Origin of the sequence: Amycolatopsis coloradensis (assembly GCF_037997115.1) — a bacterium.
Taxonomy (GTDB): Bacteria; Actinomycetota; Actinomycetes; order Mycobacteriales; family Pseudonocardiaceae; genus Amycolatopsis; species Amycolatopsis coloradensis_A.
In genome coordinates, this window is record NZ_CP150484.1 from 5,343,235 (window position 1) to 5,369,679 (window position 26,445).

Sequence of the window (26,445 nt, forward strand, 5' to 3'; positions counted from 1 at the left end):
TTCAGTGTTCAGTCAGAGACACACTCGACGATCGATTACGGGGATGCCGGGCGGGTCTTCCGGACGCCTCCAGCGCATCGGCGATCTCCCCCGCTCGTACCGCCACATTGGAAAGAAGGCTGGACGAGATGCCGTGACTGTGTTCGGTGGAACCTTGCAGGAAGATGTCGACTTTCACGTCGTCCGTCGTCCGGACCCGGTAATCGCGCCCCACCTGGATGTTCCCGCGCTCGTCGCGCAGGCATCGCGTTCCGAGCTCGCCGAGCAATCGCAGCGGATCACCGGGGCGGTAGCCGGTCGCGTAGACGATAGCGTCGGCCCGGACCGCCGTGACATCGCCGGTCGGCAGGAACTCGAGCCGGACGTTCACGTCGTCGGTACCGACCTCTTGACCGCGCACCCGGGACACATTGTGGACGTGCAGACGCCGGACCCCGCTGAGGCTTTCCCGGTACACACGGTCATACAGGTCTCGTATGGTGTCGTCATCGACGACCGCGTAATTGGTGTTGGAATGGTAGTCGAGCAGCATCGCCTTCACGTCCGGCGGAGAAGTGAAATACCGGTCGACGGCGACCGGGTCGAAGACCTCGTTGGTGAACGAACTGTCGTCTGCGACGCTGAAGCCGTACCGTGCGAAAACCGCGTGCACCTCCGCCTGCGGGAAACGTTCGTGCAGATAGCCGACCACTTCCGCGGCGCTCTGCCCGGCGCCGACCACGACGAAACGGGCAGGTGTCCCTGTTGCCGCCTTCTCCGCCTGGTAGAGCAAGTCCGAGCTGTGCCATATCCGGTCCCCCGCCTCGATACCCGCGGGAAGGACCGGCTCGAGCCCGGACGCGACGGCGATGGCTCGCGTCCGCACGGTCGACAGCGCACCTTGTCCGCGGACGACCACGTCGACGGCGGCCGTGGTGCCGCGAGCATCCGTGACCGGTCGTATTTCGACGACCTCACTGCCATAGTCGACATCGTCGGCGAGCTGATCGGCCGCCCAAGCCAGATAGTCGTGGAACTCGGTACGAAGTGGATAGAAGGACTTGCGGTTGAGAAACGTGGCGAAACGGCCTTTGGCGTGCAAGTAGGACAAGAATCCGAACCGGCTCGTCGGATTGCGCGGCGTGACCAAGTCCTTGAGGAATGACACCTGCATCGTCGCGCCGTCGATCAGCATGCCGCGATGCCAGCCGAACTCTTGCTGCTTCTCGAAGAAGCGCGCTTTGAAGACGGCCGCGGCGGATTCGGCCGATGCCCGTTCCCTGAGGGCTATGGCGAGTGCCAGGTTCGCCGGACCGAAACCCACGCCCACGACGTCCGCCGTATCGTCCGCCTCTGACTCGTACGCCATCGGTGATCCCTCCGTCGTTTCGTCACGGCAGCAGCCGAACTACGCCAACCAGCCGGGTCTACCGGGACTGCGGCGAGGGCTGCCGGAGACGGTGGCAGAGACCGACGGCCTCGGGGCTACGGGATCGAAGCGTCTACAGGCGATGGCACATAGCATCTATTCCCCCATTGCGAATCAGCCGTTCCCGTGAAAGGAGGAGCGACCCATCAGGGTTCGTCCGTCTCCACGATGCCCCATACTGCCGTGCGAATACGTGGTGCGCAAACATTCCGATTGCGAAGGCCAGGGAGCGGGCACGGTGAATCCGGTGTCCGGTCCTCACGGCTTTGCCATACGAGCAGGTTGCGGTGCCAGGACTTCCGGCGTCGGTGTCGCCCTGAGCCGGGAAAGGTAGTACAGCGTCGAGAACACCAGCACCGTCACCATGAAGATCAGCATCGGCCCGTGTCCGATCGTCCCGATCGTCAAGGAGCCGAGCGCGATGAATCCGGCCTGTGGCAGGCTGATGAGTGAATCGGCGACCGCGGACACCCTGCCGAGCATCCTGTCCGGGGCGAGATGCTGCACCTGCGTGTAGAAACCCACGATCACCGGGGCGATCCCGCCGCCGATCACGACGAATCCCGCGATCGCGCTGATCGGGACCGGTATCAGGAGTGCGGCGTGTCCTGCGATGTAGAGGAGCAGCCCGCAGAGAAGCAGCCGACGGGCACCAAGCCGGTCGACCATTCGGACGGTGACCATTCCGCCGACGATGGCGCCGACCGCTTGACAACTGCTCAGTACGCCCACAAAAGTGACAGAGAGCTGCAGGCCGTTCGACACAAGGGCGAACACGGTCGGCTGGATCAACCCGAAGACGGCGAGCACGCCCACCAGTGTGAAAGCGGTCTCCCGAAGTGGGGCGCACTGCCACAGGAATCGCGCGCCGGCGGTCATCTGGCGCACGAGAGGCTCACCACGCTCGTACTGTGGCTTGGGGTCATCGACGTCCACCAGCCAAACGCACACCGCGGCGACCAGATAGGTCGCGGCGTTGATCACCACCACCGCTTCCACGCTCGACGCGGCGAAAAGCGCGGTGCCGACGACTGGCGCGAACAAACGACTGATCTCTTTCAGGGTGCGCAGTTTCGCGTTCGCCCGGCCGATCCCCTTCGGTCCGGCGATCCTCGGGAGCAACGCGCCACCCGCGGCGTTGTGCAGACTCGTCCCGAACCCGGTGATCACCAGCACCGTGTAGATGATCCACACGTCCGAACTCGTGGTGGCGAACAGCACCAGACACGTGACGGGAGCGAGCACGAGGTTGATCGTCAACACGAGCCGCTTGCGCCGCACCCGATCGACGACCACTCCGAACAGCGGCGCAATGATGCCGGGGGCGAGATAAGCCAGGAAGGTCATACCCGCCGCGCCGTCACTGCCGGTCAAACTCTTCACCCAAAGGGCCGCTACCAGCCAAAGTGCGCTATCGCCGAACAGCGACAGACTCACGCCGGACAACCACAGGTTCAGGCTGCGAGTGCGGTGAGGGTTGGGTTCCTCTTGCAAGGGCTCTGGAGACATCCGGACCGGCACGGTATGACAATGTATCGGATGGCAGTCGTCGACGCGCAGCCTTCGACTCCTCGATCTCCGTTTCCGTGAAAGGCCGCTTGTGAACCCGAGCAATGAGAGAACAGCCGCACCGATGACCACCTGGGTCACGGCGGACTCGATCGACGAGATCGCGCCGGCCGAGTGGGACGCCGTGGCCGAAGGCTCCTCGCTTTTCGCTTGTCACCGCTGGCAGCGGTTTCTCGAAGACCGGCTCACCACGAAAATCGCGTATCTGCTGTGGCACGACGAGGACGGCAAGTTGATCGCGGCCCTGCCGACTTACTCCGGTGGGCCGGACGAGACACCGTCGCCCTTCACACTGACTAAGGTCATCCACTCGGAAGCCGCGCCGCCGTCGGGATTCGCAGTTCTGGGTGGGACGGCCTACGGATATCACAACGATGGATTGCTCATCCGGCCCGATGTGTCCGCCGGGGAGCGCGCCTCACTTGCTCGGACTATGGTCGAGACCTTCCGGGAGTTCGCGACTTCTCTGGGAGCCGACTACACCGCTTTCCTCTGCGTGCCACAGGCGCGGCTCACCGAACTCTCCGAGGCGGGGTATGGGCACCCGTCGGTCGGACTGCTGAACACCGTCGCCACGCTGGATCTCCAGGCCACGACTTTCGAGGGGTATCTCCACACTCTCCCGAAGCGGCGGCGCCAGGAAATCGGCCGAGAACGCCGCATCTTCGAAAACAGTGGGCTCGTGTGGGGCCCCGCCACTTTACCGGATGATTTCGACGAGATCGCCGCGCTTTTCGAATTCACCTACCGCCAACATGGCTATCCCCCGGCCGACCCGGCAGGGCTCCGCCAGAACCTGGAGGCGCAAGCGCGCTGCTTCGGCGAGGACACCTTGGTCCTCACCTGCCGCGACGAAGGGCGCCTGGTCGGCGCGGTGAGCGGATTCGTGAACGGGTCGCAATGGGTGGTCCCGTGGCTGGGCTTGGACTACGAGGTGGCGCGAAGGACGGCGCTCTATTTCAACCTCGGCTATTATCTGCCCATCGAATGTGCGCTGGCACGAGGGGCGACGACGATCGACTTCGGGATCAAAGCGCTGCACGCCAAAGTGTCGCGAGGAATGACGATCGAGCCGAAGTGGGCACTGGTCGAACCGTCATCCGAAGGAGCAAGTGGTTGGTCGGCCGCCGTTCGCGAACACAACCGCCGGAGCTTCGACGAGTTCCAGGAGGAGAACGGCGAGCGAGCGACGGAGTTCCTCACCGCGAAGTGGAGTCCCCAGGCGCCGCTCCCCGGCGCCGATTGATCGGACGCCCGGTTCGATAACGAATCCCTTGGCGATCGATCGGATCCCGGCTACGTTTGTTTCATGGTGGAGATGATCCCGGAAATCCACGGTCTTCCGATGACGCGCTCCTGCCCCTTCGATCCGCCCGACGAGCTCAGCGAGCTCAGGGAGCAAGCACCCCTTTCGCGGCTGATATTCCCCGATGGCCACCGCGGCTGGCTGGTGACCAACCATGCGCTGGCCCGGACCGTTCTCGCGGATCCACGGTTCAGCAACCGCAACGAATTCCGGCACTGGCCGGTCGAACGCGCGCGGACACAGACACGGCACGTGCCGACGCTGCCGGGGATGTTCAGTCGTCTGGACCCGCCGGAGTACACGCGCTATCGCCGTCTCCTCGCCGGGCAGTTCACGGTACGGCGCATGGCGACGCTCGAGCCGAGGATCACCGAGATCGCCGACGCCTGTGTGGACGAGATGCTCCGGGTCGGGCCTCCCGCCGATCTCCAACGCGATTTCGCGGTGCCGATCCCGTCGCAGATGATCTGCGAGTTGATCGGTGTGCCGCTGGAAGACCGCGAGGCTTTCCTCGAACGGACGAACGTGCTGGTCGACATGAAGTCGACCAGCACGGGCTCCGGCCATGCCTGGGCGTACATCCATGACTACGTCCGCAAACTGGTCGCCGCCAAGCGGGCCGATCCGGGCGAGGATCTGCTGAGTGGTTTGACCGAGAGCGACCTCACCGACGAGGAACTGACCGGGGCAGGGGTGACGCTCATCGTCGCCGGCCTGGAGTCGACCGCGAACATGATCGCGCTCGGCATCCATGCGCTTTTGCAGAACCCCGACCAGCTCGCCCTGTTGCTCGATGACATGACGCTGCTGGAAAACGCGATCGAAGAGTTGGTGCGCTACCAGACCATCATCCACATCGGGCCGTTCCGCGGCGCGCTGGAGGACGTCGAATTGGAAGGCGTGCAGGTCAAACGGGGCGAAGTGGTGCTGGTGTCGCTTCCCGCCGCGAACCGTGATCCGCTGAGGTTCGACGACCCCGACCGACTGGACCTGCGGCGCACGACGACCGGTCACGTCGGCTTCGGTCACGGCATCCACCAGTGCATCGGCCAGCAGCTGGCGCGCGCGGAGTTGCGGATCGGCTACTCCGTACTGCTCCGGCGGCTTCCCGGCCTGAGGGTGACCCTTCCGCCGGAGGAGATCGCGATGCGGCACGACATGGGTGTGTACGGGGTCAAATCATTGCCGGTGGAGTGGGATGCCTGACCAGTTGAAGATCGAGACGGACGTCGATGTCTGTATGGGCACGGGAGTCTGTGCCCTGACGGCTCCGGCGGTGTTCACGCAACGGGAAGACGACGGAACCGTCATCGTCAGGGTGGCCACGCCGGGAGCCGAGTTGCACGAAGTGACGCAGGCGGCGGCCTACAACTGCCCGTCCGGCGCGATTCGGCTGAATGTCAGCGAGACTCCGTGACGAAGTCCGTCATCAGAGCGGTCAGCCGACCGACAGCGGGTCCCGTCACCAGGCCGAAGTGATCGCTGGAAAGCGTTTCCTCGATCACTGCCCCGGTGAGGAATTCAGTCCACTTCCTCGTGGGTGCAACGGTTTCCGATGCCGACACGAGCAGTGTCCGTACATCGACCGGGGCAGGCCGGTGGCGGTGGACCGCACGCACGATCGCCGAGTAGAGCCGGCGCCGATGCCGTAGTTCCGGAGACTCGCTCACGTCACGGTTGTCGAGCGTCAGCGCGATCTCAGCACGGAAATCGCTCGCGAGTCTTTTCTCATCGGGGAGTGAGCCGTCTGGCAGGACGGCGTCGACGAGAACGAGTCCGGCGATTTCGTTTTGCTGCCGCTGCCGCAGCCGGTGGGCCACGGCCTGCGCGATGATCCCGCCGAAGGACCACCCCGCGATGTACACCGGTCGGTCGGCGCAGAACCGGATGATCAAGTCCGCGTACTGGTCCGCCATGGAAGTCACGGACGTCGGAAGAGGTCCTCCCGGCCGTTCCTCCGCTCCGATCCCCCAGCACTGGAATCTCGAGCCGGCCTTTTGCGCGAGCGGGGCGTAGCAGAGCGCCGAGCCTGAACTCGGGTGAATCAAGAACACCGGTGCTGCCTCGCGGTCGAGCCGAGCGCTACTGGTCAGGGCGGAAATCTGTGCCGGGAGCGCCTGCTGGGGCGCGACCGCCACCCGGTCCGCGAGCGCCGCGACGGTCGAAGCGGCGTAAACGTCGCCCACGGGCAAGGAGATCCCCAGCCGGCGCCTGAGCTCGGCCAGCAGGCGCACGATCCGGAGCGAGGTGCCGCCGAGTTCGAAGAAACCGTCGTGGATCCCGACCTGTTCGATGCCCAGTGTCGCGGCGAACGCCTCGGCGACGTGCCGTTCCGCGGTTGTCCGCGGCTGAGCCATCGGGGAACCGGCGGATGCGCCCGGTGACGGGAGCGCGGACCGGTCGACCTTCCCGTGCGGGGTCAAGGGGATGGCGTCGATCACGTCGACCGAGCTCGGCACCATGTAGTGGGGAAGCGACTCGCCGAGCCATTGCCGCAGCCGGGCAGGGTCACAGCTACCGCCTGGAGCGGGCACCACCCAGGCCGCGACCCGGGCATCGGCGCCGGAACCCACTAGGTGAACCACCACCTGCTGCACGTCAGGATGGCCGGCGAGAACCGTTTCGACCTCCCCGAGTTCCACCCGGAATCCGCGGATCTTGACCTGACTGTCGAGCCGGCCGCGAAAGGTCAGCTCACCGTCGCGACCCAGAACGCACCGATCTCCCGTCCGATAGACCGTCCCGCGACCGGGGACGAACGGATCCGGCACGAAAGCCTCACGGGTGGCCTCCGGGGCGTTTTCATAGCCTTCGGCCACACTCACTCCCCCGATCCACAGCTCGCCCGGGACCCCGACCGGGGCCAAGTCTCCGAAGGCGTCGACCACGTAAGCGTGGGAATTGGCCCGCGGTCGCCCGAAAGGCAGGGGATCGACCTCGTCCGGCCCGCAGCGATGCCAGGCCATGATGACGGTCGCCTCCGTGGGCCCGTAACTGACCACCACCTCCCGTCCCGGCGCCGCCCAGCGAGCCGCGAGTTCAGCGGGGAACGCCTCGCCACCGATGTCGAGCAACCGGAGCGGCAGGTCGGGCCGGAGTGGCACGAGATCCACGAAGGTCGGTGGCAGGACCGCCACGTCGATGCGCGCGTTCTGCAGGTAGTCGGAGAGATCGTCTGGTGCGCGGATCACTTCGAGAGAAGGCATGCACACGGTCCCGCCGCGGCACAGGGCGGTGAAGATTTCCAGGACCGAGACGTCGAAGGTGAGGTTCGAGAACTGGAGGACCCTGGTTCCTTCACCGATGTCGAAACAGTCGCCGTACTGGCGCACGAAGTCGGCTGCGGCCTCGTGGGACACCAGTACGCCTTTGGGACGTCCGGTCGAACCGGAGGTGTAGAGGACGTAGGCGGGACGGCGCCGGTCCTCTCCGGACGGACTGCGTATATCCCCCGCGCCGACCGCGCGCACCTCCGTGCCATCCACCATGACTCGGACACCTGAGTCGGCGAACTGCTTGTCCACCCGTTGCCGAGGCGCTTCCGGATCCACCGGCAAGTAGGCGGCTCCGGTTTTGAGAACGCCGAGGACAGCGGCCAAGAGCGCTACCCCGCGATCGGCCTTGACGGCCACCCGGTCCCCCGGCTCGACGCCGGCGTGCCGCAGTTTCTCGGCGACGGTGTTCGCCCTGATGTCGAGCTCGGCGTAGGTGAAGGTGCCGTCCGGACACTCGGCTGCGATCCGCGATGGTGCTACGTGCACCCAATGTGCAAAGGAGTCGTGCAGGTCCACCGTGGGCACCGGCCGCTCCGGGCCGGTCAGAGATTTGATGAGCTCTTTTCGAGTCGCGGGGTCCGTCAGCGTGATCTCCCGCAAGGGGCTCCGCGGTTTGGCGACCGCCATCGTCACGACGTGTTCGAAGTGGTCCAGGAGCTGTTCGATCCGCCATCGGTCGAACAGATCGCTGGAGTACTCCACATAGAGAAGCGAACCGTCTCCGGCCGCCGACACCTGGATGTCGAGATCGAACTTCACCTGCCCGGTCGCGATCTCCCGGCTGTCTCTTGGCCGCAAGACCACCCCGGGCGCCAGAATCTGGTCCGGTGTTCCGCGCTCGAAGCCGAGCGCTGTCTGGAACAACGGGTTCGCACCTCGATGACGCGGCGGGCCGACCACCTCGACAACCTGGCTGAACGGGACCTCGCGGTGGCCGAGATCGGCGAGAAGGGCGTCCCGTGTCTGCCGGAGGAATTCGGCGAAGGGCAAGGTCTCGTCGATCCGGTTGCGGACGGCGAGCATGTTCACGAACAGGCCGACGGTGTCGAACGACTCGGCACTCGCCCGGCTTGAGGTCGGCACACCGATCGGGATGTCGGTACTGCCGGTCGTGCGGCTCAGCGTCCAGGCGAAGGCGGCGAGGATCACCATGAACGGCGATACCTGCTCACGCACCGCCAGATCCTCGACGTCGGCCATGAGCCCCGGCCGCAGTTCGCGTCGAAGCAGTTCGCCGTGATGTGCCCCCGCGGTGATCGGCCGAGGCCGGTCCGCGGGCAGTTCCACGTCTTCGAGGCCTGCGAGCCGCTTCTGCCAATATGCGAGATGCTCGCCGATCGCCTCCTCGCTTCCGGAGGCGCGCTCCGTCCGGACGTGGTCGGCGAACTGCGGCGGCTCGATCGCCGAGGTGTCCTTTCCCCCGGCCCGGTAGTGCCGTCCGATCTCCTCGACCATCAGCTGCACCGACCAGCCATCGGCCACAATGTGATGAAACATCAGGAGCAGCACATGATGCCCGGCGCTCAAGCGATAGAGGGTGACCCGCAAGCGGTGCGGTCCGCCGAGATCGAGCGGCCGGAAACACTCCGCGCGCAGGGCTTCCCGCAGCTCCGGCTCGCCCGACGTCAGTTCCACCAGCGGGCACGCAAGTGGCGTCGGAGGCCGTACCCGGGCCGTGGGGATGCCGTCGACGTCCACGTACTCCGTGCGCAGGATCTCGTGGCGTTCGACCAGCGTTCCCAGTGCTTCACGCAGTACCTCGACGTCCAGCGCTCCGATGACGTCGTAGGCGATCGGAACGGTGTAGGCGGCCGACGGCTCCATCCGGTGAAGGAACCACAGTTGTTCTTGGGAATGAGACAGCATCAGAAGTCCAACTCGACGCCACAGTCCGTGGTCCAGTAATAGAGCTGGATGGCGGCTTCGATACTCAGCCGATTCACGCCCGCGCCAAGCCCCTCGGACGGATCCGACAGCACCGCCTCGACCCGCTTGGCGTCCAGCAAGCCGGCGATACCGCTGGCCTTGTCCTCGCTGATCACTTGGAGCTGTTTGCGCAAGGATTGGCGATAGGCCGGATCCTGCGCCGTCGGAAAAGGAGACTTGCCGCGCCACAGGATACTTTCCGGCAGCAGGTCGGTCACCGCGGCACGCAGCAGGCCCTTTTCCCTGCCGTCCAGATTCTTCATGGCCCAAGGGATGTTGTAGACGTACTCGACGAGGAGGTGATCGCAGAAAGGCACACGTCCTTCCAACGGGCCAGCCTGGCCCATGCGGTCTCGTCGATCCAGAACCGTCCGTAGATACCTGGTGAGATTGAGATAGGTGATCTCCCGCATCCGCCGTTCCTCGGCGGTCTCCGTTCCGGTGAGCGGGGTCTCCGCGATCGCCTCCCGACAGCGCTGGTCGATGTAGCCGGGCAGATCGAGCTCCTGGTAGAGCTGCCGATCGACGAGCCCCGAGTACATCTCCATTCCGTGGAAAGGCCCGATCCAGGGAAAGGTCTTGGCCCGGACATACCAGGGATCCTGGAACCAGACGTAGCCGCCGAACAACTCGTCCGCGCCGTCGCCGCACAGCGCCACCGTCGCGGTCGGCTGCATCCGGGCCGCCAGCCGGCGGAACGCGACATGCGTGTCCAGGCCTACGACCGGCCGGTCCATCCCGCTCACCACGGCCAGCTGTTCCAGCGGATCCATCAGGTCGTCGGTGGTCACCAGCAGTTCGCTGTGGTCGGTGCCGAGGCGTTCGACCATCGTCGCCACGTGAGGACTGTCCGGGGACTCGTGCATCTCGTTGCGACGGAAGTGTGCGAGGTTGTAGCCGTACTCCATCGAGAAGGTGCGCAACCGGTCACCACCGGCCCCCGCGCCGACCTCACGGTCCACGAGCGTGGACACGATGCTGGAGTCGAGGCCACCGGAGAGCATCACCCCGAGCGGTACATCGGAGACCACCTGGCGTTTTATGCTGTCTTCCAGCAGCTCCCGCACCGTGCGGATGGTCTCGGACAGGCTTTCGGTGTGCTCCCGGGCGGGGAGCTGCCAGTAATGGCGCCTGCTGAGCCCGTCTCGGCCGAAGGTCACGATCTCGCCGGGCATCACCTCCCTGACACCTCGGAAGACCGTGAGGCCGGGGGTCGGCGTATAGCCGAGAAGTTCGCGCAGGCCGTCGTGGTCGACGACGGGCCGTGCCTGTCCGGTGTGGAACAGCGCTTTGGGCTCCGACGCGAACGCGAATCCTTCGTCGGTCAGCGTGTAGTGGAGCGGATAGATCCCGAACCTGTCACGGATGAGGTGGAGCTGTTCCTTCGCCGCGTCCCAGACCGCGAACGCGAACATCCCCCGCAGCCGCTCCGCGCACGCGGGCCCCCATTCCTCGAAGGCACGGAGCACGACCTCGGTGTCGCTTCCCGTGATGAAGCGGTGCCCACGCCCGGTCAGCTCCCGGCGCAGGTCCACGAAGTTGAAGATCTCCCCGGTGTACGCGAGGACGGCCGGTTCCGCACCGTCCTCGGCATCTGCGCCCACCATCGGCTGCCCACCGCCGATCGGGTCGATGACCGCGAGCCGGGTGAACACCAGCAGCGCATGCCGCCCCAACCAGCGGCCGCCCGACTCGGGGCCGCGGTCGTGCAACGCCGCCGCGAACCGGTCAGCGGTCTGATCCCGTCCGCCGAGATCCGAGCTGAAGGAGATGATTCCGCCAATTCCACACACGTCGACTCCTGGAGGAACGGGGCACAGAGCCCGCCGATCGGTTCAGTAGACCTCGAAATACTCGCGCTGTTCCCAGTCGGTGACCTGGTCGGCGGCGTGCTCGACGCCGTCCGCGGCCGCCCACTTCTGGTAGCGCGTCCATTCACTTCGCTTGAGCAGCAGAAGAGCGCGCCACAGCGGTTCGCCCAACGTCTGCTTGAACAGCTCCGACGACTCGAAGGCTTCGAGCGCCGCAGCGAGCGAATCCGGTAAAGGTGCGGCATCGGTCGCGTGCGGGTCTGTGGACGCCATCCCCGGGTCCGATCCGCGATCGATGCCGTCGAGTCCTGCGGCCGTTTGGGCGGCGATGAACAGATAGGGATTGGCGCACGGCTCCCCGATCCTGTTCTCGATGTGGGTCACCGGGTCCCCCTCCCCGCCAAGCACTCGAAGAAACGTTCCCCTGTTCTCCACGGACCAGACCACACGGTCCGGTGAAAGGCTGAACCGGTCGGCCATACGCCGGTAGCCGTTGACCGTCGGCACGCAAAGCAGGCTCGCGCTCTCCGCGTGCTCCAGCAGTCCTCCGAGATAGTGACTGCCGGTCGTGGAGAGGAATCCGCCCTCGCTCCCGGTGGCGAAGGCGTTGCGGTCACGGGCCAAGTCATAGAGCGACTGATGCAGGTGCCAGCCACTCGGGTCCAGGCCTGGAAGCGACGGGAGCGCCATGAACGAGGCGTGGTACCCGAGGCGAGCGCAGACCTGCTTGGTCAGGCTGCGGATCAGCAGCACCGCGTCGGCGGCGGCGAGACCGCTCATCGGGCTGAAGGTGCATTCCAGCTGCCCCGGCCCCGATTCGTGTTCGATCGTCCGCAGCGGGAGATCGACGTCCCGGTAGGCACGTGCCAACGGCGCGATGACCGGAAGCAGCTGATCGACGTAGAGATCGAGGTTGAACTGGTAGCCGGCGTTCACCGCCGCCACCGACGGTGCACTGCCCTGGATCCCGAAGCCGCCGGCGCTTTCCGGGCGGCCGTCATCCAGGAATCTGGTCAGTGTCCACTCGATCTCCAAACCGACGACCAGGTCGAGCGAGCGGGCGGCCAGCCGCTCGCTCTGCCGTTTCAGCACGGCCCGGCTCGACAGCGGATGCGGGGTGCCGTCCCTCAGGTACTCATCCGCGACGACCCAACCGATCGCCGCCTCCTGGTGCGGCAGAACGCGGAACGTGTGCGGGTCCGGGACGAGGACGAAGTCTCCGGCCCCGGTCAGCTCGGGGACGCCGATCCCCGCGCCTTCGGTGAAGAAGTCGATGGCGACGGCATGACCGGTGTCGAATACGAGGGGGCCGGGGCTCGCGTCCATACCGTTTCGGAGGACAGTCCGGAACGCGGGTACGGTCAGGGTCTTGGAACGCACAAGGCCGTGGGGATCGCCGTAGACCACGCGTACCAGGTCCAGCCCGTCGAGCACGGTATCGAGCTTGGCGGCCTCCTCGCGTTGGGCCTCGCTCCACAGCCCGTGCCGGTCGATGAACCCGGGCGTACCGGTGCTGAACCCCGCGTAACGCTGGACGTTCGCGTACGCCGTGGCGACGCCGGGCTTGGCCTCAGTCATCGTTCCTCCTCAGATCAGACCTGCGGCGGTGCGTCCGTAGGCTGCTGCCCATGGCCGGATCCGTTCCAGGTCGCGGGCGACCGCGAGCACGGCGGAGTCCGCACGCCAACGGCCTACCAGTTGCACTCCCACCGGGATCCCGCGCTCGGTGAACCCGGCGGGCACCGACACCGCGGGCTGCCCGGTGAGGTTGAACGGGTAGGTCGCCGGCGTCCAGGAAAGCCAGGAAAGCCGGCCTTTGTGGACGGCTTCGGCAGGTTGATGACGCTCAGCGGAGAACGGGCCGATCGGCACGGTGGGCATCGCCAGCACGTCCACATCGGCCATGGCCAGCCGTATCTCGTCGGCCAGCTTCCCCCGATCGCGCTCCGCGCGGGCGAGATCGATCGCCGACAGTTTCCTGCCGAGGTCGGCTACTTCCAGGCGTCCGGGTGCGGCGTGCTCGACGGGCTCTTCACCGGCACCTGCCGCTTCGGCGGCCGCGAGGATGGTTTCGAGAACGTGGTACGGGTCGGCGCAAGGGGGTCTCATCTCTCGTACCGTGTGCCCGGCCTCTCCGAGCGCCGCGACCGCGGCATATGCGATCCGTTCGATCGCCACCTCCGGTTCAGGGCGGCCGAACGAGCGGATCCACCCGATGCGCAGAGGCCGGTCCGTGGCTGGTCCCAGATCCCATTCGCCGGGCGGACCGGAGTAGGAATACACGTCCCTGGCGTCCGCCCCGGCCATGACCGACATCATCAGCGCCGTGTCGGAAACGCTGCGTGTCAGCGGTCCCAGATGTGACAGGTTCTCCGGACTTGTTGGTACGTAAGGAATGCTGCCGAACGACGGCTTGAACCCGACCACTCCGCAGAAGGCCGCGGGAATGCGAACCGAGCCCGCGCCGTCGGTGCCAACGGCACCCGCCCCCAGTCCGGCCGCGACGGCCGCCGCGGCACCCCCGCTGGAGCCGCCCGAGGTGAGTTCGAGGTTCCACGGGTTACGCACCGGGCCGGCCAGCAAGCTGTTGCCCGAACCGCTCCAACCGAACTCGGATGTCGCGGTCTTTCCGAGGAGCACCGCTCCCGCCGCTCGCAACCGTTCGACGACGGGGGGATCGAAGTCCGGGATCCAGTCGCGATGCTGCCAGGAACCTCTGGTCGTGCGCAGCCCTTTCGTCGCGATGAGGTCCTTGACGGAGATCGGAATACCCAGCAGCGGCGCTTCCCGCCAAGCCGTGTGACCGCCGTGTCGGATCCGGGTGGCGGCTGCCTCGGCCGCGGCCATCGCACCCTTCCGGTCCACCGTGATGAACGCGCCCAGCCTGGCGCCGACCGTCTCGATCCGCGCCAGCACGGTCTCCACGTGCTCGACCGGCGACAGCTCGCCTCGTGCGAACGCGTCGCGCAGGGTGGCCATGTCGCAGAACCGGTACTCGTCAGTCATCGAACCGGAACCCCCGATACCACGCGTTGTCGAACGCCGTGACCCGACGGCGATGAGCGGCCATCGCCTGGTGGAGCGTCGTCAGCATCTGGCCGACCGCGACCGCCGCGCGCAGATCGACGAGTTCGAAGGGCGGCTCCTCGGCCCGCATGAGCCGCAGGTCGTACAGGCCGGGGCGGTAGGAGCCGTCGAAGTGAATTCCGATGGGTACACGGATCGCGTGACGAACGCCGAACATGACATGGCCGGTGTGATGCTGGTCCGACCAAGTGGTGATGTCGGGCATCGAAGGCGCGAAGAACCAGTCGTCCCTGCCAGGGTGATGCCTGCCGAGCCCCATGGAGTCCGGAAGGTAGTGCCAGGTGTTGTAGCGCATCCTTGCGCTGTAGGAGGCCAGGGCTTTGATCAACGAGGCACGGTCATCGGCGAATCTCTCCCGGAACCGGTGGCTGGGCACGACGCAGCAGTAGTTCTCGTTCGTGGTCAGCCGCAGCACCCGCTCCGGTGAGTCGCTGCCGTCGGCCAGGTCGTCCAGACATCGAGGTCCGCGTGCCATGGTCACATCCGAATCGGTCGCCTCGGCGACGGCGCCGAGCAATCCGTGGAGCAGTTGCTCGAAAGCCGAGCCGAAACGAGCGTCGCCTGCCGGTTCGGCCAGCGCTCGTGCCAGGTCGTCGGGGACGCGGAACGTACCGTCGGCCGTCTCGTCCAGGCTTGCCTCTTCGCGCAGGAACCCGACCACCTCGGCGGGAAGGTCGGCCGGGCCGACCCGAGGAACCAGCGGCCGCTCCTCCTTGTAGAGGTTGACGCCCTGGATGTACCGGTAGAACTGTTGACCGGAGCGGATCGATTCCGACCGCCGGGCCGCACACTGGACCGCCAGATCATCAAGCCTGCCCAGGATTCCGCCGGTCGGCATGGCCGCCGCGTTGTCGATTTCGAGGCCGCTGTAGCTGCACGTTTTCCGCCGAAGCCACGCCTCCAAAGCGGACGGTGTCAGCTGGCGGCTGTTGAACTCTTCCAGCCGAACCGCCGTACCGGACTTAAGAAGCGCGGCGGCGCACGCGACGAAGACGGCGTCTTCGACCCGCCACTCCGCCACTCCCGTCCGGCTCAGTTCGGTCAACACCGAATCCGGCGCACCGACGGCCAGCGACTTCCCCGGCAGGTTGGAGTGGCTGCCCAAGTTCGAATAGGTCCGGTCGCCGACATAGATCCGCACCGGCGCGAGATGGACCAGCGCGTCGGAGACGGAGTTCAGCCGCTCGACGACCGCTTCGGGCGGCTCTTGTGCCAGCTCCGCAGCGAGATCGTCGAACTCGGATCGCTCGGCCCAGGCCGCTCCGCGCGCCAGGCGATCGGCAGTGGCGAGGGATTCAGGGGTAGGCCAGCAACCCTTGCCGATGCGGTATCCACCCTCGCCGGCGTCGGCATCACGTTGTCGGATCGCCAGCCTGCCTGTCGCGGTGAGCCAGAGCCACCAGCCGTCGTCGGTCCTGTCGTCGTCGGCCTCGGTCTCTCCATCACCTTCGAGCCGGATCCCCGAGCGGACCATCTCTTCCAGAAGACCCCGCTCCTGGCGACTGAGTGCGGCGATCCCCGTCTCCTCGTCGATGCGTCCATCCAGAGTGGCGGCGACGCGAGCCGCCTCCGACGCCGTCGACTGCTTCCTCGCCAGCGCGGCGGCCTCTGCCACGATCGCGTCGAAACCGTTTGTCCTCAAGCCAGTCACCGTTCGCCCCCCCCCGAACCGATCTCTTCCGACTTTCGTGGATTCGTCCTGACTCAGCCCAAAGCGTTCAGCACCCAGGCGGACTCGTGCCGGGTGAAGCCCACGTGGGGGTAGTAGTCGACCGCGGCGGGCGCGGACAGCAGGACGATCTTGGCTTGCGGCGCGAACTCCTGGGTGGCGCGGATCAGGCTCCGGCCCACTCCCTGGCGCTGGAACTCCACGTCGACCGCGATATCCGACATGTAGGTGACGTACGCTCCGTCGGTCAACGATCGGGCGATGCCGATCATGCGGCCGTCCAGCCGCGCGGTCACGATCAGGTTCGCCTGGCGGACCATGGTGGTGAAACGGTCACGTTGGTCGGTCGGACGGCGTTCGGCGAGTGTGGAAGCGTGGTAGAGCGCCGCCACTTCCTCCACATCGAGATCCGCGCCGTCTTCGATTTCACATTTCCACATGCGATGAGGTCTCCTTGATCAAGTCGTGCAGCCGTTCTTTGAGGTGGCTCCGATTGGCCAGATACCTTTCCGGCCCGACGTCCAAGGGTTGTGCGACACCCCGTTCGCGCAATGCCTGTGCGAAATCCGTGGTACCGGACCAGGCCGAGTCGGCGGCACTCTGGACTGTCCGGTAGGCCTGTTCGCGCTCCATACCGGAAGAGACCAGATCGAGGTAGCCCATCGAGCTGTAGATCAGGCCCCGCGTGGCTTCCATGTTCTCCAGCATGCGTTCCGAACGTACGGTCAGGCCCGCGATGACGTCGGCGGCCGAAGAGAAGAGGAAATGGGTGATCATCAGGCTGTCGGGAAGAATCACGCGTTCCGCCGCCTGGTGGGCCAGATCGCGCTCGTGCCACAGCGCGACGTTCTCGAAGGCCACACTCGCGTGGGACCGCAGCAGTCGCGCCAGACCGCACAACCGCTCACTGGTGTTCGGGTTCCGTTTGTGCGGCATCGCCGACGAGCCTTGGTACTCGGAGGTTCGGGGCTCTTCCACCTCGCGGACCTCGGTGCGCTGCAGATGTCTGAACTCCAGGGCGATCTGCTCGACCACGGCGCCGGCGACGGCCAGCGCCGCCAGCAGCTCGGCATGCCGGTCTCTAGCCACGACCTGCGATGGGATCGGCTCGAAGCCCAGCCCCAAGGACGCGCATACGTGCGTTTCCACGCCTGGATCGAGGAACGCGTACGTTCCGATCGCGCCGGAAATCGTACCGACCGCGACGGCGGTGCGAGCCACCCGGACACGCTCCAGGCTCCGGTGCACCGCGAAGGCGTGAACTCCGAGCTTCTGGCCGAAGGTGGTGGGTTCGGCGTGGACCCCGTGTGTGCGACCCACGCACATCGTGTCCCAATGCTCCAGGGCACGGTCGACGAGCGTGGCGAGCAGGCGCGTCCCGGCGTCCAGGACGAGATCACAGGCGGCCTTCAGTGTAGCGCCCAGACCGGTATCGACTACGTCATAGCTCGTCAGGCCGTAGTGGACCCAACGGGCGGCTTCGGCGGGCATGGGTTCGGTGTACGCGGCGAGAAATGCCAGGATTTCGTGATCGCGAGTCCGTTCCAGTTCGGCGACGCGGTCCGGGGTGGGCGGCGGTGCTTCGGCGATCAGGCGCAGTGTCGCGTCCGGGAAAGCCCCCTGCTCGGCCATCGCCTCGGCCACGAGGACTTCAATACGCGCCCACAGGCCATACTTGGCCTCGTCGGACCAGATGGCGGCCATCGCCGGCAACACGTAGCGGGGAATCATCCTCGTCCTTCGTCCAGGGCCTAGGGGATGTCTGCGGTCGACGGGCTCGTCGCATCGAGGCAGATCGACCGGACTCGCGCGAGGTCGACCCTCCCTGTCCGGTCCCTGGGCAGCCGTTCGGTCAACACCACTTCGGTGGGCCGGGGTGCTCCCGGCGGCCAAACTCGAAGGACTTTCCGGCGCCACGTCCTCTCCGAGGCGGGATCCGATTCGGCGGTGCCGTCCGGCACCAGCAGAATCCCGGGTGCCGGACGGCTCGCGTCGGCCCCGGGTACGACGGCCACCTCACGCACACCCGGCAGCGCCGCGATCCGGCGCTCGGCCTCCGCGCCTTCGAGATGCCGTCCCCCGAAATCGGCGGCCTGCCCCGCCAAGCCGAGGTAGTGGAGACGTCCCTTCGGATCGATGCGCGCGCGGATCTCGGTTTCCAGGTCGGGTCCTCCATCCCGCGGACGGAGCACCAGCGTTCCCGGAACCCGCGCCGGCAGTTCCCGCCCGTCGTGCGCGACCACGATCGGTCGCCAGTTCCCGGTGTTGTGGGCCAAGATCAGAGCGCCGTCGGGGACGTCCGGAGCCGGTTCCCACTCCCCCCACGCGATCGGGCCGGCTCGGTCGTCGTCGAGTACCAGCACGATCCGGCCACCCGAGTTCACGAAAGCCACCCGGTCCTCTGTGGGGAGGAACCGGTCGACCGGGACGATCATGGTGCCGGCTTCGAACTTCGGCACGGGTGCCACGGGCAGCGGGCAGCCGGGACTGCCGGAACGCCGAGACAGTGGTTCGTCGGGATCCGCGAGCGCCCGCTCCAAGGTCTCGTGCCAGCCTGACACGAAGTCCTCGGCGGTCTCGGCATCGAAAACGGAGGTCGCGTAATCCAGGCGGCCGAATACGCCTTCCGGGGTCTTTCGTAGCTGAAGCGTGACTTGGAAGGACTGGGACGAGTTCGGCGCGAAGAAATCCCAATCCAGCACAAGCCCCGGAACCTCGCCGAAGTCTGCTGCGACTCGCGGGTAGGAAACGCCGAACCGATCGAAGATGCTCGGCCCGATGTCGACGCCATAGCTCTGGCGGAGTTCGCGCATCAGAAGGTGGAACGGGACCCGCCGGAACCGGTCGATGTCGGCCAGGGCACGTCCGGCCGTGGTGACCAGGTCCCGAAGGCCGGCCCGCGGCGCATGCTCGATCACGCAGGGAACCATGTTGACCTGCATGGCAATGCGTTCCCTGGTGGCGGCGGTACTCGTGTCCGCCGGGATGCACAACGCGAAGCGGTCGTTTCCGTAGCGACCGAGCTGGGCGGCGGTGACGGCGAGCAGACCGGAGAAGAAGCTCGTCCCGGCTTCGGTTGTGAGAGCGGCGAGCCGCCGCAACCTTTGCTCGGGGAGTTCGAATCTCGACGTCGCGGCCATACTCGACACAGGATCGACGCGACTCGGCGCGGGCAGTACCAGGCTGGGAAAGGTGCGCAGGTCGTGCCCCTGCCAATAGGTTGTCGCCGCCGCCAGCCCGGCTTTGTCCAAGTCGTCGGAGCCGGCCAGCGGAGCGACGGCTTCGACGGCCGCGGCCGGGCGAACCCCCGCTCGGATCTCTCGCAAGGCACTGACGAACTGGCGCGCGAACACGAATTTGGACCGGCCGTCGAACGCGATGTGATGAACCGCGATCACCAGCGTCCGCCGCTCATCACCGTGGTCGAGCAGGAAGAAACGGATGGGAGCACGGGACGTCAAGTCCCATGTCAGCGGCCGCCGGGCGAGATACCAGGCGCGGGCCGTCTCGTTCTCGGCGCCCGGCGCGCACGGAACAATGGGGTATTCGATTTCGAATACCGTTTCGGCGTCGTTGATCCGAAACCAGTACCGGTTATCCTGGTCGACGATTGTTCCGCGCAATTCCGGATGGTTTCGGCAAACTTCGGCGCAGGCCCCAGCGACCGCGTCGGCCTCCACTGTCCCGCTCATCGTGACAACGAAGAATCCTGCGTTCACCTGTTCCGGATGCCGGAGCTGTTCCAGCCAAACCGGTTCCTGCGCCATCGTCAGTGGCACGGTCTCCCCGCATCCCCGCATCTGACTCTCTTCCATCGCTCGACGAGGGACAGTCAGGCGCTCTGCTCCTGCGCGAGGTCCGTCACCGCTGCCGCGAAGTCGCCGAGCACCGGGTTTTCGAACAACAGCAGAAGTGGGACGTCCACTTCCAATTCAGAGCGGATGAGAACGACGATCCGGGTGCCGACCAAAGAGTCGACCCCGAGCTTGAGCAGGTTGGCCGTCTGCGCCACCGGCTGCTTGAGGACGTCGGAGACAACTCTGGACACCGTCTCGCCGACGGCAGTGAGAAGGGGACCGGATATCGACAAGGAACGTAACCCTCCTGGTTGGGGACTTATCGTTCGCGCTACCTGGTGATGACCAATGATCCCAGTCTTACAGACGCCACCCCGAGCTGTCCACGAAGAACTGAAGAAATGGTTTCGCGGCAAGGAGTCGACCCGCGTCGTAACGAAGCCGGGACACCTGGGACATAGGACGGATATGCCGATTACGCGTGTATCCTCCCCCGATCACTGGCCATCCCGAGGCGACCGGCCGATGAGGGCGTAAAGATGAGACTTGCCGGGCATGTCACGAATTTCGTTGTCCAGCGGTGGTAAAAAAGCTATTCTCGCTCATTCGTGGAAGCTTTGCTTCCCATTTCGCACTATCGCTCGGCGGCGACACGGGATGAGCTGGACGAAATGAAGTGTGCGCCGATGGAACCAGTCCGGGCCCGCTGAAAGGAGTAATCACAACTCCTCAGCGGCCCCGGACGATACTCGAGGGCAGGAACGGGGTCGCCGGCACGGTCCGGACAGCCGTGAGCAGATCCCGGAGGCGCCGCGGCTACTTCCCCTTCTCGGTGGCACCGATCTCTCGTGCGCGTTCCACTCGCTGCGCGAACACGTCTTCCATGACGTCGGCCATCTCCTGGAGCACCGACCGGCGCCGTCGCTTGGCGAGCCGGTCGATGTAGAGGAGACCGTCGAGGTGATCGGTCTCGTGCAGAAGACAACGGGCGAAATATCCGGTGCCCTCGATCACCAGCTCGTTCCCGTCCTTGTCCTGGCCGCGCACCACCGCTTTTTCCTCGCGGTGCAAACCCGCGGTGGGGCCTGGTACCGAAAGGCAGCCCTCATGGGCGTCTAGCAGACGTCGCTCACGTGGACCGAGTGGATCGACCGTGGGATTGAGGATATGGCCGACATGGCGCACGCCGTCGTCATCGAAGCAGTCGTAGACGAACAGGCGCAGATCGACGCCGACTTGGTTTGCGGCGAGGCCGCAGCCCGCGGCCACGTACATGGTGACGAACATGTCGTCGATCAACCGGGACAGTTCCGGAGTACCGAACTCCGTCCGCGCGGGGGCGCAAGGCCGGTGAAGGATCTCCTCCCCCACGACCGTGACCCGCAGGACCTGGCCACGCGCGGCCTCGGGCGCACGGGCAGGGTAGTCGCCGTCCACAGGCACACCCTGGACTCGGGTGCGGCGGTCAGTGACCGGGATAGTTGCCATCGTCGTGCGATCCCTCCGAAATTCGCCGTCCCGTGACCAGGAAAGCCTGTTGGATTTGGTTCAATGGGCTCACTTTACCTTGGCGAAATGGCCCGTCCCGCAACGACACAGAGCCATCCGTGCGACAAAGCGAGTTCCCGTTTCCGCGGAGAATCGGACCGAAGCTGGCAGATGGAGCCGTCGCCGAAGTATCGTGACACCACGCGAGGCGGAGGGTTGCCTGGACCTCACCCGCACGGCCGGAGGTGGTGAGAATTCGGGCGCCCGCATCGATTCACGATCCCGGAAGTGCAGACCCCGAGCAACCCTTCGAGGAGGAGCATGTACACCGACGCGCAGACGCCGGGACGTCCACTGCCGAGTCCGATCCGGGTCGTGGTCGCCAAGCCCGGTCTTGATGGCCACGATCGTGGCGCCAAGATCGTGGCGCGCGCTCTACGCGACGCGGGCATGGAAGTTGTTTACACGGGGTTGCGGCAGTCTCCGGAACAGATCGTGCGTGTCGCCGTGCAGGAAGACGCCGACGCCATCGGCCTGTCCGTGCTGTCGGGAACGCACCTTTCGTTGTTCCGGCGCATTCTCGACCTGCTGGCCGAACAGGACGCGACCGACATCGTCGTCTTCGGCGGTGGCATCATTCCCGCCGAAGACATCGAAGAGCTGGCCGCGATGGGGGTCGCGCAGATCTTCACCCCCGGCGCCGCGACGACCGAAATCGTCGACTGGGTCCGGGACACCCTGGCCCCGGCCTCGATGGCATGATTTCCGCTGTTCTTGTGTACCCGGCACAACCACTACGGTGATCGGATGATCGTCGCGACCGACCGAAGCCCGGAGGACACCCGACAGTGAAACTCCTGTCCGGCCTCGATTCAGCCGCTGTCTCACCCGGAAAACCCGTGCGAGAGAGCGAAGTCTGGCCCGGGGTCACGGATCCGGCCGGTCTGCTCTCCGGCATCACGGAGTGGTTGACCGGATACGGCAACCACCAGACCCGCCGTACTTACGCCGAAGGACTGGGGCTGCCGGTGACCACCGACGATATCGGCGGCTGGATGGGGCCCCGGATCGGTGCCCCGGTCCGGGATCGGTGGGCTGACGCCTTGGCAGACTACGCCGAGGCCGTCGTCATCGCGCCCGCGGCCAAGCCGCCGGGACGGGCAGGACCTCCGCCTGCGGGCCGGGGACGGTTACGGGATTGCCATTGGCTGCGGTGGTGCGCGGCCAACGGGGTGGATCCGACGGTGGCGACATCGGCACAGGTGAAGACGTGGCTAAGAGACCTGGAGTCGGCGGGAGCGGCGCCGTCGACGCGGGACCGGATGTTGGCGACGGTGAAGACCATGTACGCATCCCTGGCCGATGCGGGGCTGGTGGCGGCAAACCCGGCAGCGCTGGACCGGCGGCGGCTCGGGCTGACCGCAGCAGCGGCGAGCACGTCGGCGACGGTCACCTTGACGACCCGGCAGGTCGCGGCATTACATCAGGCGGCGGGGACACCGCGGCGGGGTGCGAGTGCGTGTGATGTCGCGCGCGCGGTCGCGATCGTCGCGTTGTTCACGCTGGGTTTGCGGGTCAGTGAGCTGTGCGGGCTCGACGACGCCGACCTGCATGTGACCCGGGGGCGGCGGGCGCTACGCGTGCGCGGCAAAGGCGGGAAAGTGCGCATCGTGTATCTGAGTGTGCCCGCTGAGCGCGCGTTGGTGGAGTATCTCGCGCTGCGTGCGGACGGTACGGGAACCGCGGTGGTGACCGGCGCCGGCCGCCGCGCCCTGCCCTCAGACCGCCCGCTGCTGGTGACCCGTGGCGGGCGCCGATTCGCCCGTCAGGCGATCTGGCAGCTCCTGCGCCGTCTCGCCGCGGCCGGCGGCCAGGACTTGGCCGGCGTCGCCGAGGCGATGCATCCCCACGCGCTGCGGCACTTCTACGTGACCGCCGCGGTCGAGGCAGGGGCCTCGCTGGAATATGTGCAGGCCGACGTCGGGCATGCCAGCATCGACACCACCAGCGGCGTCTACGATCACGCGGCCCGTGACCCGGCGCGCAGCGCTGTCGACCTCGTCGCCGACGCCTGGCACCCTAGCGGCACCTAGCTCAGCCGGGCTGGTTGCACCGTTCGGTGGAGCCACCTTGACCCGAGAACGAAGCGCGCCGTCTCCTGATCTCGTAGCGGCCACCGAGGACACACCAGACACCGGGATGCGGGATGGTGACGCGAACGGCGGGTCGTCCGGGCCCCAAGGGTCCTCACGTCAGTGCTGAGGAACGGGCCAGGGTGGTGGTCCGGCTGCGGCAACTACGCGACCGCGACTGCCTCGACCGTGCCCATATCGTGGCCGCCGCGGACGGGGCGGGGGGGGTGTCGGACGCGACGGTGTACCGGTGGTTGCGCCGCGCCGATCGTGCGCCGGATCCCGCGCGCGGCCGGTTCACGTTGTCATCGACCGACGTGGCCGCGCTGCAGGATTTCCATGGCAGGGTCGCCGCGGTGTACCGCGCCCGATCGGCGGCGCTGGCCGGCCGCCGCCGCGCTGCTGGTGTCCCGATCGATCCACGGCTGTGGCGGGAGTGGCAAGGGCAGCGCGCGGTGTCGCGGGCGTGCTTCTACCGGGCGGTAGCGCGGCAATGGGATCCGGCTGAACGCGCGTATTGGCACCGTGGCGACGAGGCGCGGCGAGCGCGTCGGGTGTGGCCGCAAAGGTCGAGTCCGCACCGTAACGCGATCTGGCAGGCCGATCACACTCAGCTGGAGATCGTCGTGGTGCCTGGGCGCGGGCGGCCGTTGCGGCCCTGGCTTACCACCTTTGTCGACACCTACAGCCGGATGATCATGGGCTGGGCGATCAGTGAGCGGGGCGATGCGGGCACGGTGCTGTGCGCGCTGCGCTCCGCATTGCCGATCGACCCCCTGCGCGGCCCTCATGGCGGGGTGCCGGCGGTGATCGAATGTGACCACGGCGCGGATTTCCTCTCCCAGGCAGTCGAACGGGTCGCGTCGAACCTGGTGATCCACGTGCGGCCGGTGATGCCCCGTGACGGGCGAGGGAAAGGCACGATCGAGCAGATGCTGCTGGTCGCGGTCGCCGGTACGGAGGACTGGCCGGGTGCGGCGATGCTGACGCTGCCGCAACTGGGACGGCTGTTCACCGAATGGGCACGCTTTTCCAACCACGAGCACCATCACGAAGGCTTGCGCGGGCGGACGCCGGTGCAGGTGTGGAACGGTGACCCGACCCAGATCGACGTCCTCGACGCGGCACAATTGCGGGAGAGGCGTTCGTTACCCTGCATGCAGCCTGCTCCGGCAAGAACCCCACCCAGGGTGACGCTGAACTACTGGAACGCGGCTTCCTCGACCCCACCACCCGCTACCCCACCACCGACGTCCAGTTCGCTTTGCAGTGGTACCCGGTAGCCGCTACACATGTTGCGCACCTCCACGAGACCTTCCGCACGACTGACAGACCAAACAGGCTCGGCGAGCACAAGTCACTCTCCGAACAACGCCAAACATTTCGGAAATATCATTTGCCCCCCTCACGCAAGCGGAACAAAAAGCCCACTCAAGTTCGCCTGGCGCCGAATTAACTCGAGGGCACATCACCCGACATTGACCCGAAAACTCAGATGACATGCAAATGCGCTTCCGACCCCGAAGGGATCACTTGAAGAGAGCCCTAGAAAGCAGCACCACACACGACCAGTCAGCAGTCTGACGACAACGATTCGCACACAAGACCGGGCACAGGTGGGGTTGGCGCACAGAACACCGAAGACACTCTACAAGCCGCTGAACAGCTGCTTTGGCAATATCTGCGACCGATTATCAATAAGTGAGACCGCAGTCGACATTACACGAGAATCCCTCTACAATGCCTTGAGACGTCACGCCGCGCGTTGAGCTGATCCACTCCCGGCCGCCGATCGTGGGAATCTCTTGTCGTTTTTGACCGTTTACGCGATACGCGTATCTGGTTTCGCTTCTTGCGCACGCGTAACTATGACAGCGCCTATGTACCGTGATAATGCCCCTTATGACTGAGCATCCCTGAGAAAAGCGCGAAATACGCTTTCCTGAGAACGCAGAAGCCCGGAGCGAAGACACCAGGCGGCCCGGATTAGGCGCTCAGTGGCGATCTGAGAGCATTCTGCCTGGTCAGGCCACCGGCAGAACGACGACCTTGCCGCGGATACCACCCGCTTCGCTTCGGCGGTGCAAGGAGGCGAGCGCGCTGAGCAGGTGCCGTTCGGTGATCTCGACGGTGATCGTGCCGCTGTCGACCAAGGTCACCAGCTCGGCGAGCTGGGCGGAGTCGTTACGGGCGACGACACGTGTGGTGATCGGCGCCTTGAACTCGTTGGTGACCGAGACGATGCGGCCACCGGGCCGGACGAGCGAAGCCAGCGCCGCGCTCCGCGGCTCGTCGAGACCGACGAGGTTCAGGACGACATCGACCTGACCGTCGAGCGCGTTCCCGAGCGACGTGGTGGTGTAGTCGACGATCAGGTCCGCGCCGTGCCGCAGGACCGCTTGCCTGCTGCGCGGGCTGGCGGTGGCGACCACCTGTGCGCCGGCGCGTTTCGCGAGTTGGACGGCGAAGCCGCCGATGCCGCCGCCCGCGCCGTTGACCAGAAGTCGTTCACCCGGGACGAGGCGTGCGCGCTCGACCGCCTGCCACGCTGTCAACCCGGCGAGCGGCAGGGCGGCCGCGCCGGCGAGAGGGACGGCTGTGGGCGCGGTGACCAGCGCTGCGGCGTCGGCCACGGCGAACTCCGCGGCCGCACCGTCGATCCAGCCGATGACCTGGTCGCCGACCTTGTGCGTGCGCACTCCCTCCCCGAGTTCGACGATCGTCCCCGCGACATCCCAGCCCAGGGTGAGCGGCAGAGCCACCGGCACCAGGTCGCGGAGCGCGCCGGAGCGCAGGGCCACCTCGGTGGGATTGAAGGAGGTGGCGGCGACCTCGATCAGCGCCTCGCCCGCCGCGGGGACGGGCCGAGCGACCTCCTCGATGCGGATGACGGTCGGGTCCCCATGCTGATGAATCCGTGCGGCTTTCATGTTCTCGACCGTAGGGCCCCCTGGAGAGACGAACCATGTGCCAAAGC

19 protein-coding genes are annotated in these 26,445 nt (G+C 66.3%); 6 read left to right on the top strand and 13 right to left on the bottom strand.

Annotated features, from left to right (window positions below):
- Window position 1: 1 nt before the first annotated feature.
- Both LCL61_RS24995 and LCL61_RS25000 read right to left on the bottom strand, forming a co-directional pair.
- Entirely contained in the window at window positions 2–1,348 is a 1,347-nt protein-coding gene (locus tag LCL61_RS24995; protein ID WP_340681969.1) for a lysine N(6)-hydroxylase/L-ornithine N(5)-oxygenase family protein, read from the bottom strand.
- A gap of 318 nt (window positions 1,349–1,666) precedes the next feature.
- On the bottom strand, window positions 1,667–3,058 hold the full coding sequence (locus tag LCL61_RS25000; protein ID WP_340681970.1) for an MFS transporter: 1,392 nt from the start codon (window positions 3,056–3,058) through the stop codon (window positions 1,667–1,669).
- Between the two features lie 43 nt (window positions 3,059–3,101).
- Here LCL61_RS25000 and LCL61_RS25005 point away from each other — a divergent pair, with 43 nt between their 5' ends.
- From LCL61_RS25005 to LCL61_RS25015, 3 genes are all read left to right on the top strand, one after another.
- Window positions 3,102–4,223 (top strand): GNAT family N-acetyltransferase, encoded by a 1,122-nt coding sequence (locus LCL61_RS25005; RefSeq protein ID WP_340681971.1) that lies wholly within the window; start codon window positions 3,102–3,104, stop codon window positions 4,221–4,223.
- A gap of 63 nt (window positions 4,224–4,286) precedes the next feature.
- Window positions 4,287–5,489 (top strand): cytochrome P450, encoded by a 1,203-nt coding sequence (locus LCL61_RS25010; protein ID WP_340681972.1) that lies wholly within the window; start codon window positions 4,287–4,289, stop codon window positions 5,487–5,489.
- Window positions 5,482–5,700: a ferredoxin gene (locus LCL61_RS25015; RefSeq protein ID WP_340681973.1), complete on the top strand. Its 219-nt coding sequence runs from the start codon at window positions 5,482–5,484 to the stop codon at window positions 5,698–5,700. Before LCL61_RS25010 ends, LCL61_RS25015 begins: the two co-directional genes overlap by 8 nt.
- On the opposite strand, the gene LCL61_RS25020 is transcribed toward LCL61_RS25015, so the two are convergent.
- The 10 genes from LCL61_RS25020 to def form a co-directional block, all read right to left on the bottom strand.
- Window positions 5,684–9,424 carry an amino acid adenylation domain-containing protein gene (locus tag LCL61_RS25020; protein WP_340688672.1) on the bottom strand — a complete coding sequence of 1,247 codons (3,741 nt, stop codon included), beginning with the start codon at window positions 9,422–9,424 and terminating at the stop codon, window positions 5,684–5,686. The genes LCL61_RS25015 and LCL61_RS25020 overlap by 17 nt on opposite strands.
- Window positions 9,424–11,277, bottom strand: a complete 1,854-nt coding sequence (asnB, locus tag LCL61_RS25025) for an asparagine synthase (glutamine-hydrolyzing) (RefSeq protein ID WP_340681974.1) — start codon at window positions 11,275–11,277, stop codon at window positions 9,424–9,426. The genes LCL61_RS25020 and asnB overlap by 1 nt, the downstream gene beginning before the upstream one ends.
- Before the next feature lie 42 nt (window positions 11,278–11,319).
- Window positions 11,320–12,873: a glutamine synthetase family protein gene (locus LCL61_RS25030; protein ID WP_340681975.1), complete on the bottom strand. Its 1,554-nt coding sequence runs from the start codon at window positions 12,871–12,873 to the stop codon at window positions 11,320–11,322.
- A gap of 9 nt (window positions 12,874–12,882) precedes the next feature.
- A complete protein-coding gene (locus LCL61_RS25035) occupies window positions 12,883–14,301 on the bottom strand; it encodes an amidase (protein ID WP_340681976.1) in 1,419 nt (472 codons plus the stop codon).
- Window positions 14,294–16,024: a hypothetical protein gene (locus LCL61_RS25040; protein WP_340681977.1), complete on the bottom strand. Its 1,731-nt coding sequence runs from the start codon at window positions 16,022–16,024 to the stop codon at window positions 14,294–14,296. Before LCL61_RS25040 ends, LCL61_RS25035 begins: the two co-directional genes overlap by 8 nt.
- Window positions 16,025–16,086: 62 nt before the next feature.
- Window positions 16,087–16,491 (bottom strand): GNAT family N-acetyltransferase, encoded by a 405-nt coding sequence (locus LCL61_RS25045; protein ID WP_340681978.1) that lies wholly within the window; start codon window positions 16,489–16,491, stop codon window positions 16,087–16,089.
- A complete protein-coding gene (purB, locus tag LCL61_RS25050) occupies window positions 16,478–17,755 on the bottom strand; it encodes an adenylosuccinate lyase (RefSeq protein WP_340688673.1) in 1,278 nt (425 codons plus the stop codon). The genes LCL61_RS25045 and purB overlap by 14 nt, the downstream gene beginning before the upstream one ends.
- A gap of 47 nt (window positions 17,756–17,802) precedes the next feature.
- Window positions 17,803–19,866, bottom strand: a complete 2,064-nt coding sequence (locus LCL61_RS25055) for a condensation domain-containing protein (RefSeq protein WP_340681979.1) — start codon at window positions 19,864–19,866, stop codon at window positions 17,803–17,805.
- A gap of 17 nt (window positions 19,867–19,883) precedes the next feature.
- The gene (locus tag LCL61_RS25060) at window positions 19,884–20,099 is read right to left on the bottom strand and encodes a phosphopantetheine-binding protein (RefSeq protein WP_340681980.1); all 216 of its coding nucleotides are present in this window, start codon (window positions 20,097–20,099) and stop codon (window positions 19,884–19,886) included.
- 565 nt (window positions 20,100–20,664) lie between these two features.
- The gene (gene def / locus LCL61_RS25065) at window positions 20,665–21,285 is read right to left on the bottom strand and encodes a peptide deformylase (RefSeq protein ID WP_340681981.1); all 621 of its coding nucleotides are present in this window, start codon (window positions 21,283–21,285) and stop codon (window positions 20,665–20,667) included.
- A gap of 372 nt (window positions 21,286–21,657) precedes the next feature.
- Between def and LCL61_RS25070 the strand changes: the two genes are divergently transcribed.
- From LCL61_RS25070 to LCL61_RS25080, 3 genes are all read left to right on the top strand, one after another.
- Window positions 21,658–22,098, top strand: a complete 441-nt coding sequence (locus LCL61_RS25070; protein ID WP_340681982.1) for a cobalamin B12-binding domain-containing protein — start codon at window positions 21,658–21,660, stop codon at window positions 22,096–22,098.
- 137 nt (window positions 22,099–22,235) lie between these two features.
- A complete protein-coding gene (locus tag LCL61_RS25075) occupies window positions 22,236–23,429 on the top strand; it encodes a tyrosine-type recombinase/integrase (RefSeq protein WP_340681983.1) in 1,194 nt (397 codons plus the stop codon).
- Window positions 23,430–23,611: 182 nt separating this feature from the next.
- A complete protein-coding gene (locus tag LCL61_RS25080) occupies window positions 23,612–24,751 on the top strand; it encodes a DDE-type integrase/transposase/recombinase (RefSeq protein ID WP_340681984.1) in 1,140 nt (379 codons plus the stop codon).
- A gap of 741 nt (window positions 24,752–25,492) precedes the next feature.
- Here the strand turns inward: LCL61_RS25080 and LCL61_RS25085 are convergent.
- Window positions 25,493–26,398: an NADP-dependent oxidoreductase gene (locus LCL61_RS25085; RefSeq protein WP_340681985.1), complete on the bottom strand. Its 906-nt coding sequence runs from the start codon at window positions 26,396–26,398 to the stop codon at window positions 25,493–25,495.
- Window positions 26,399–26,445 lie beyond the last annotated feature (47 nt).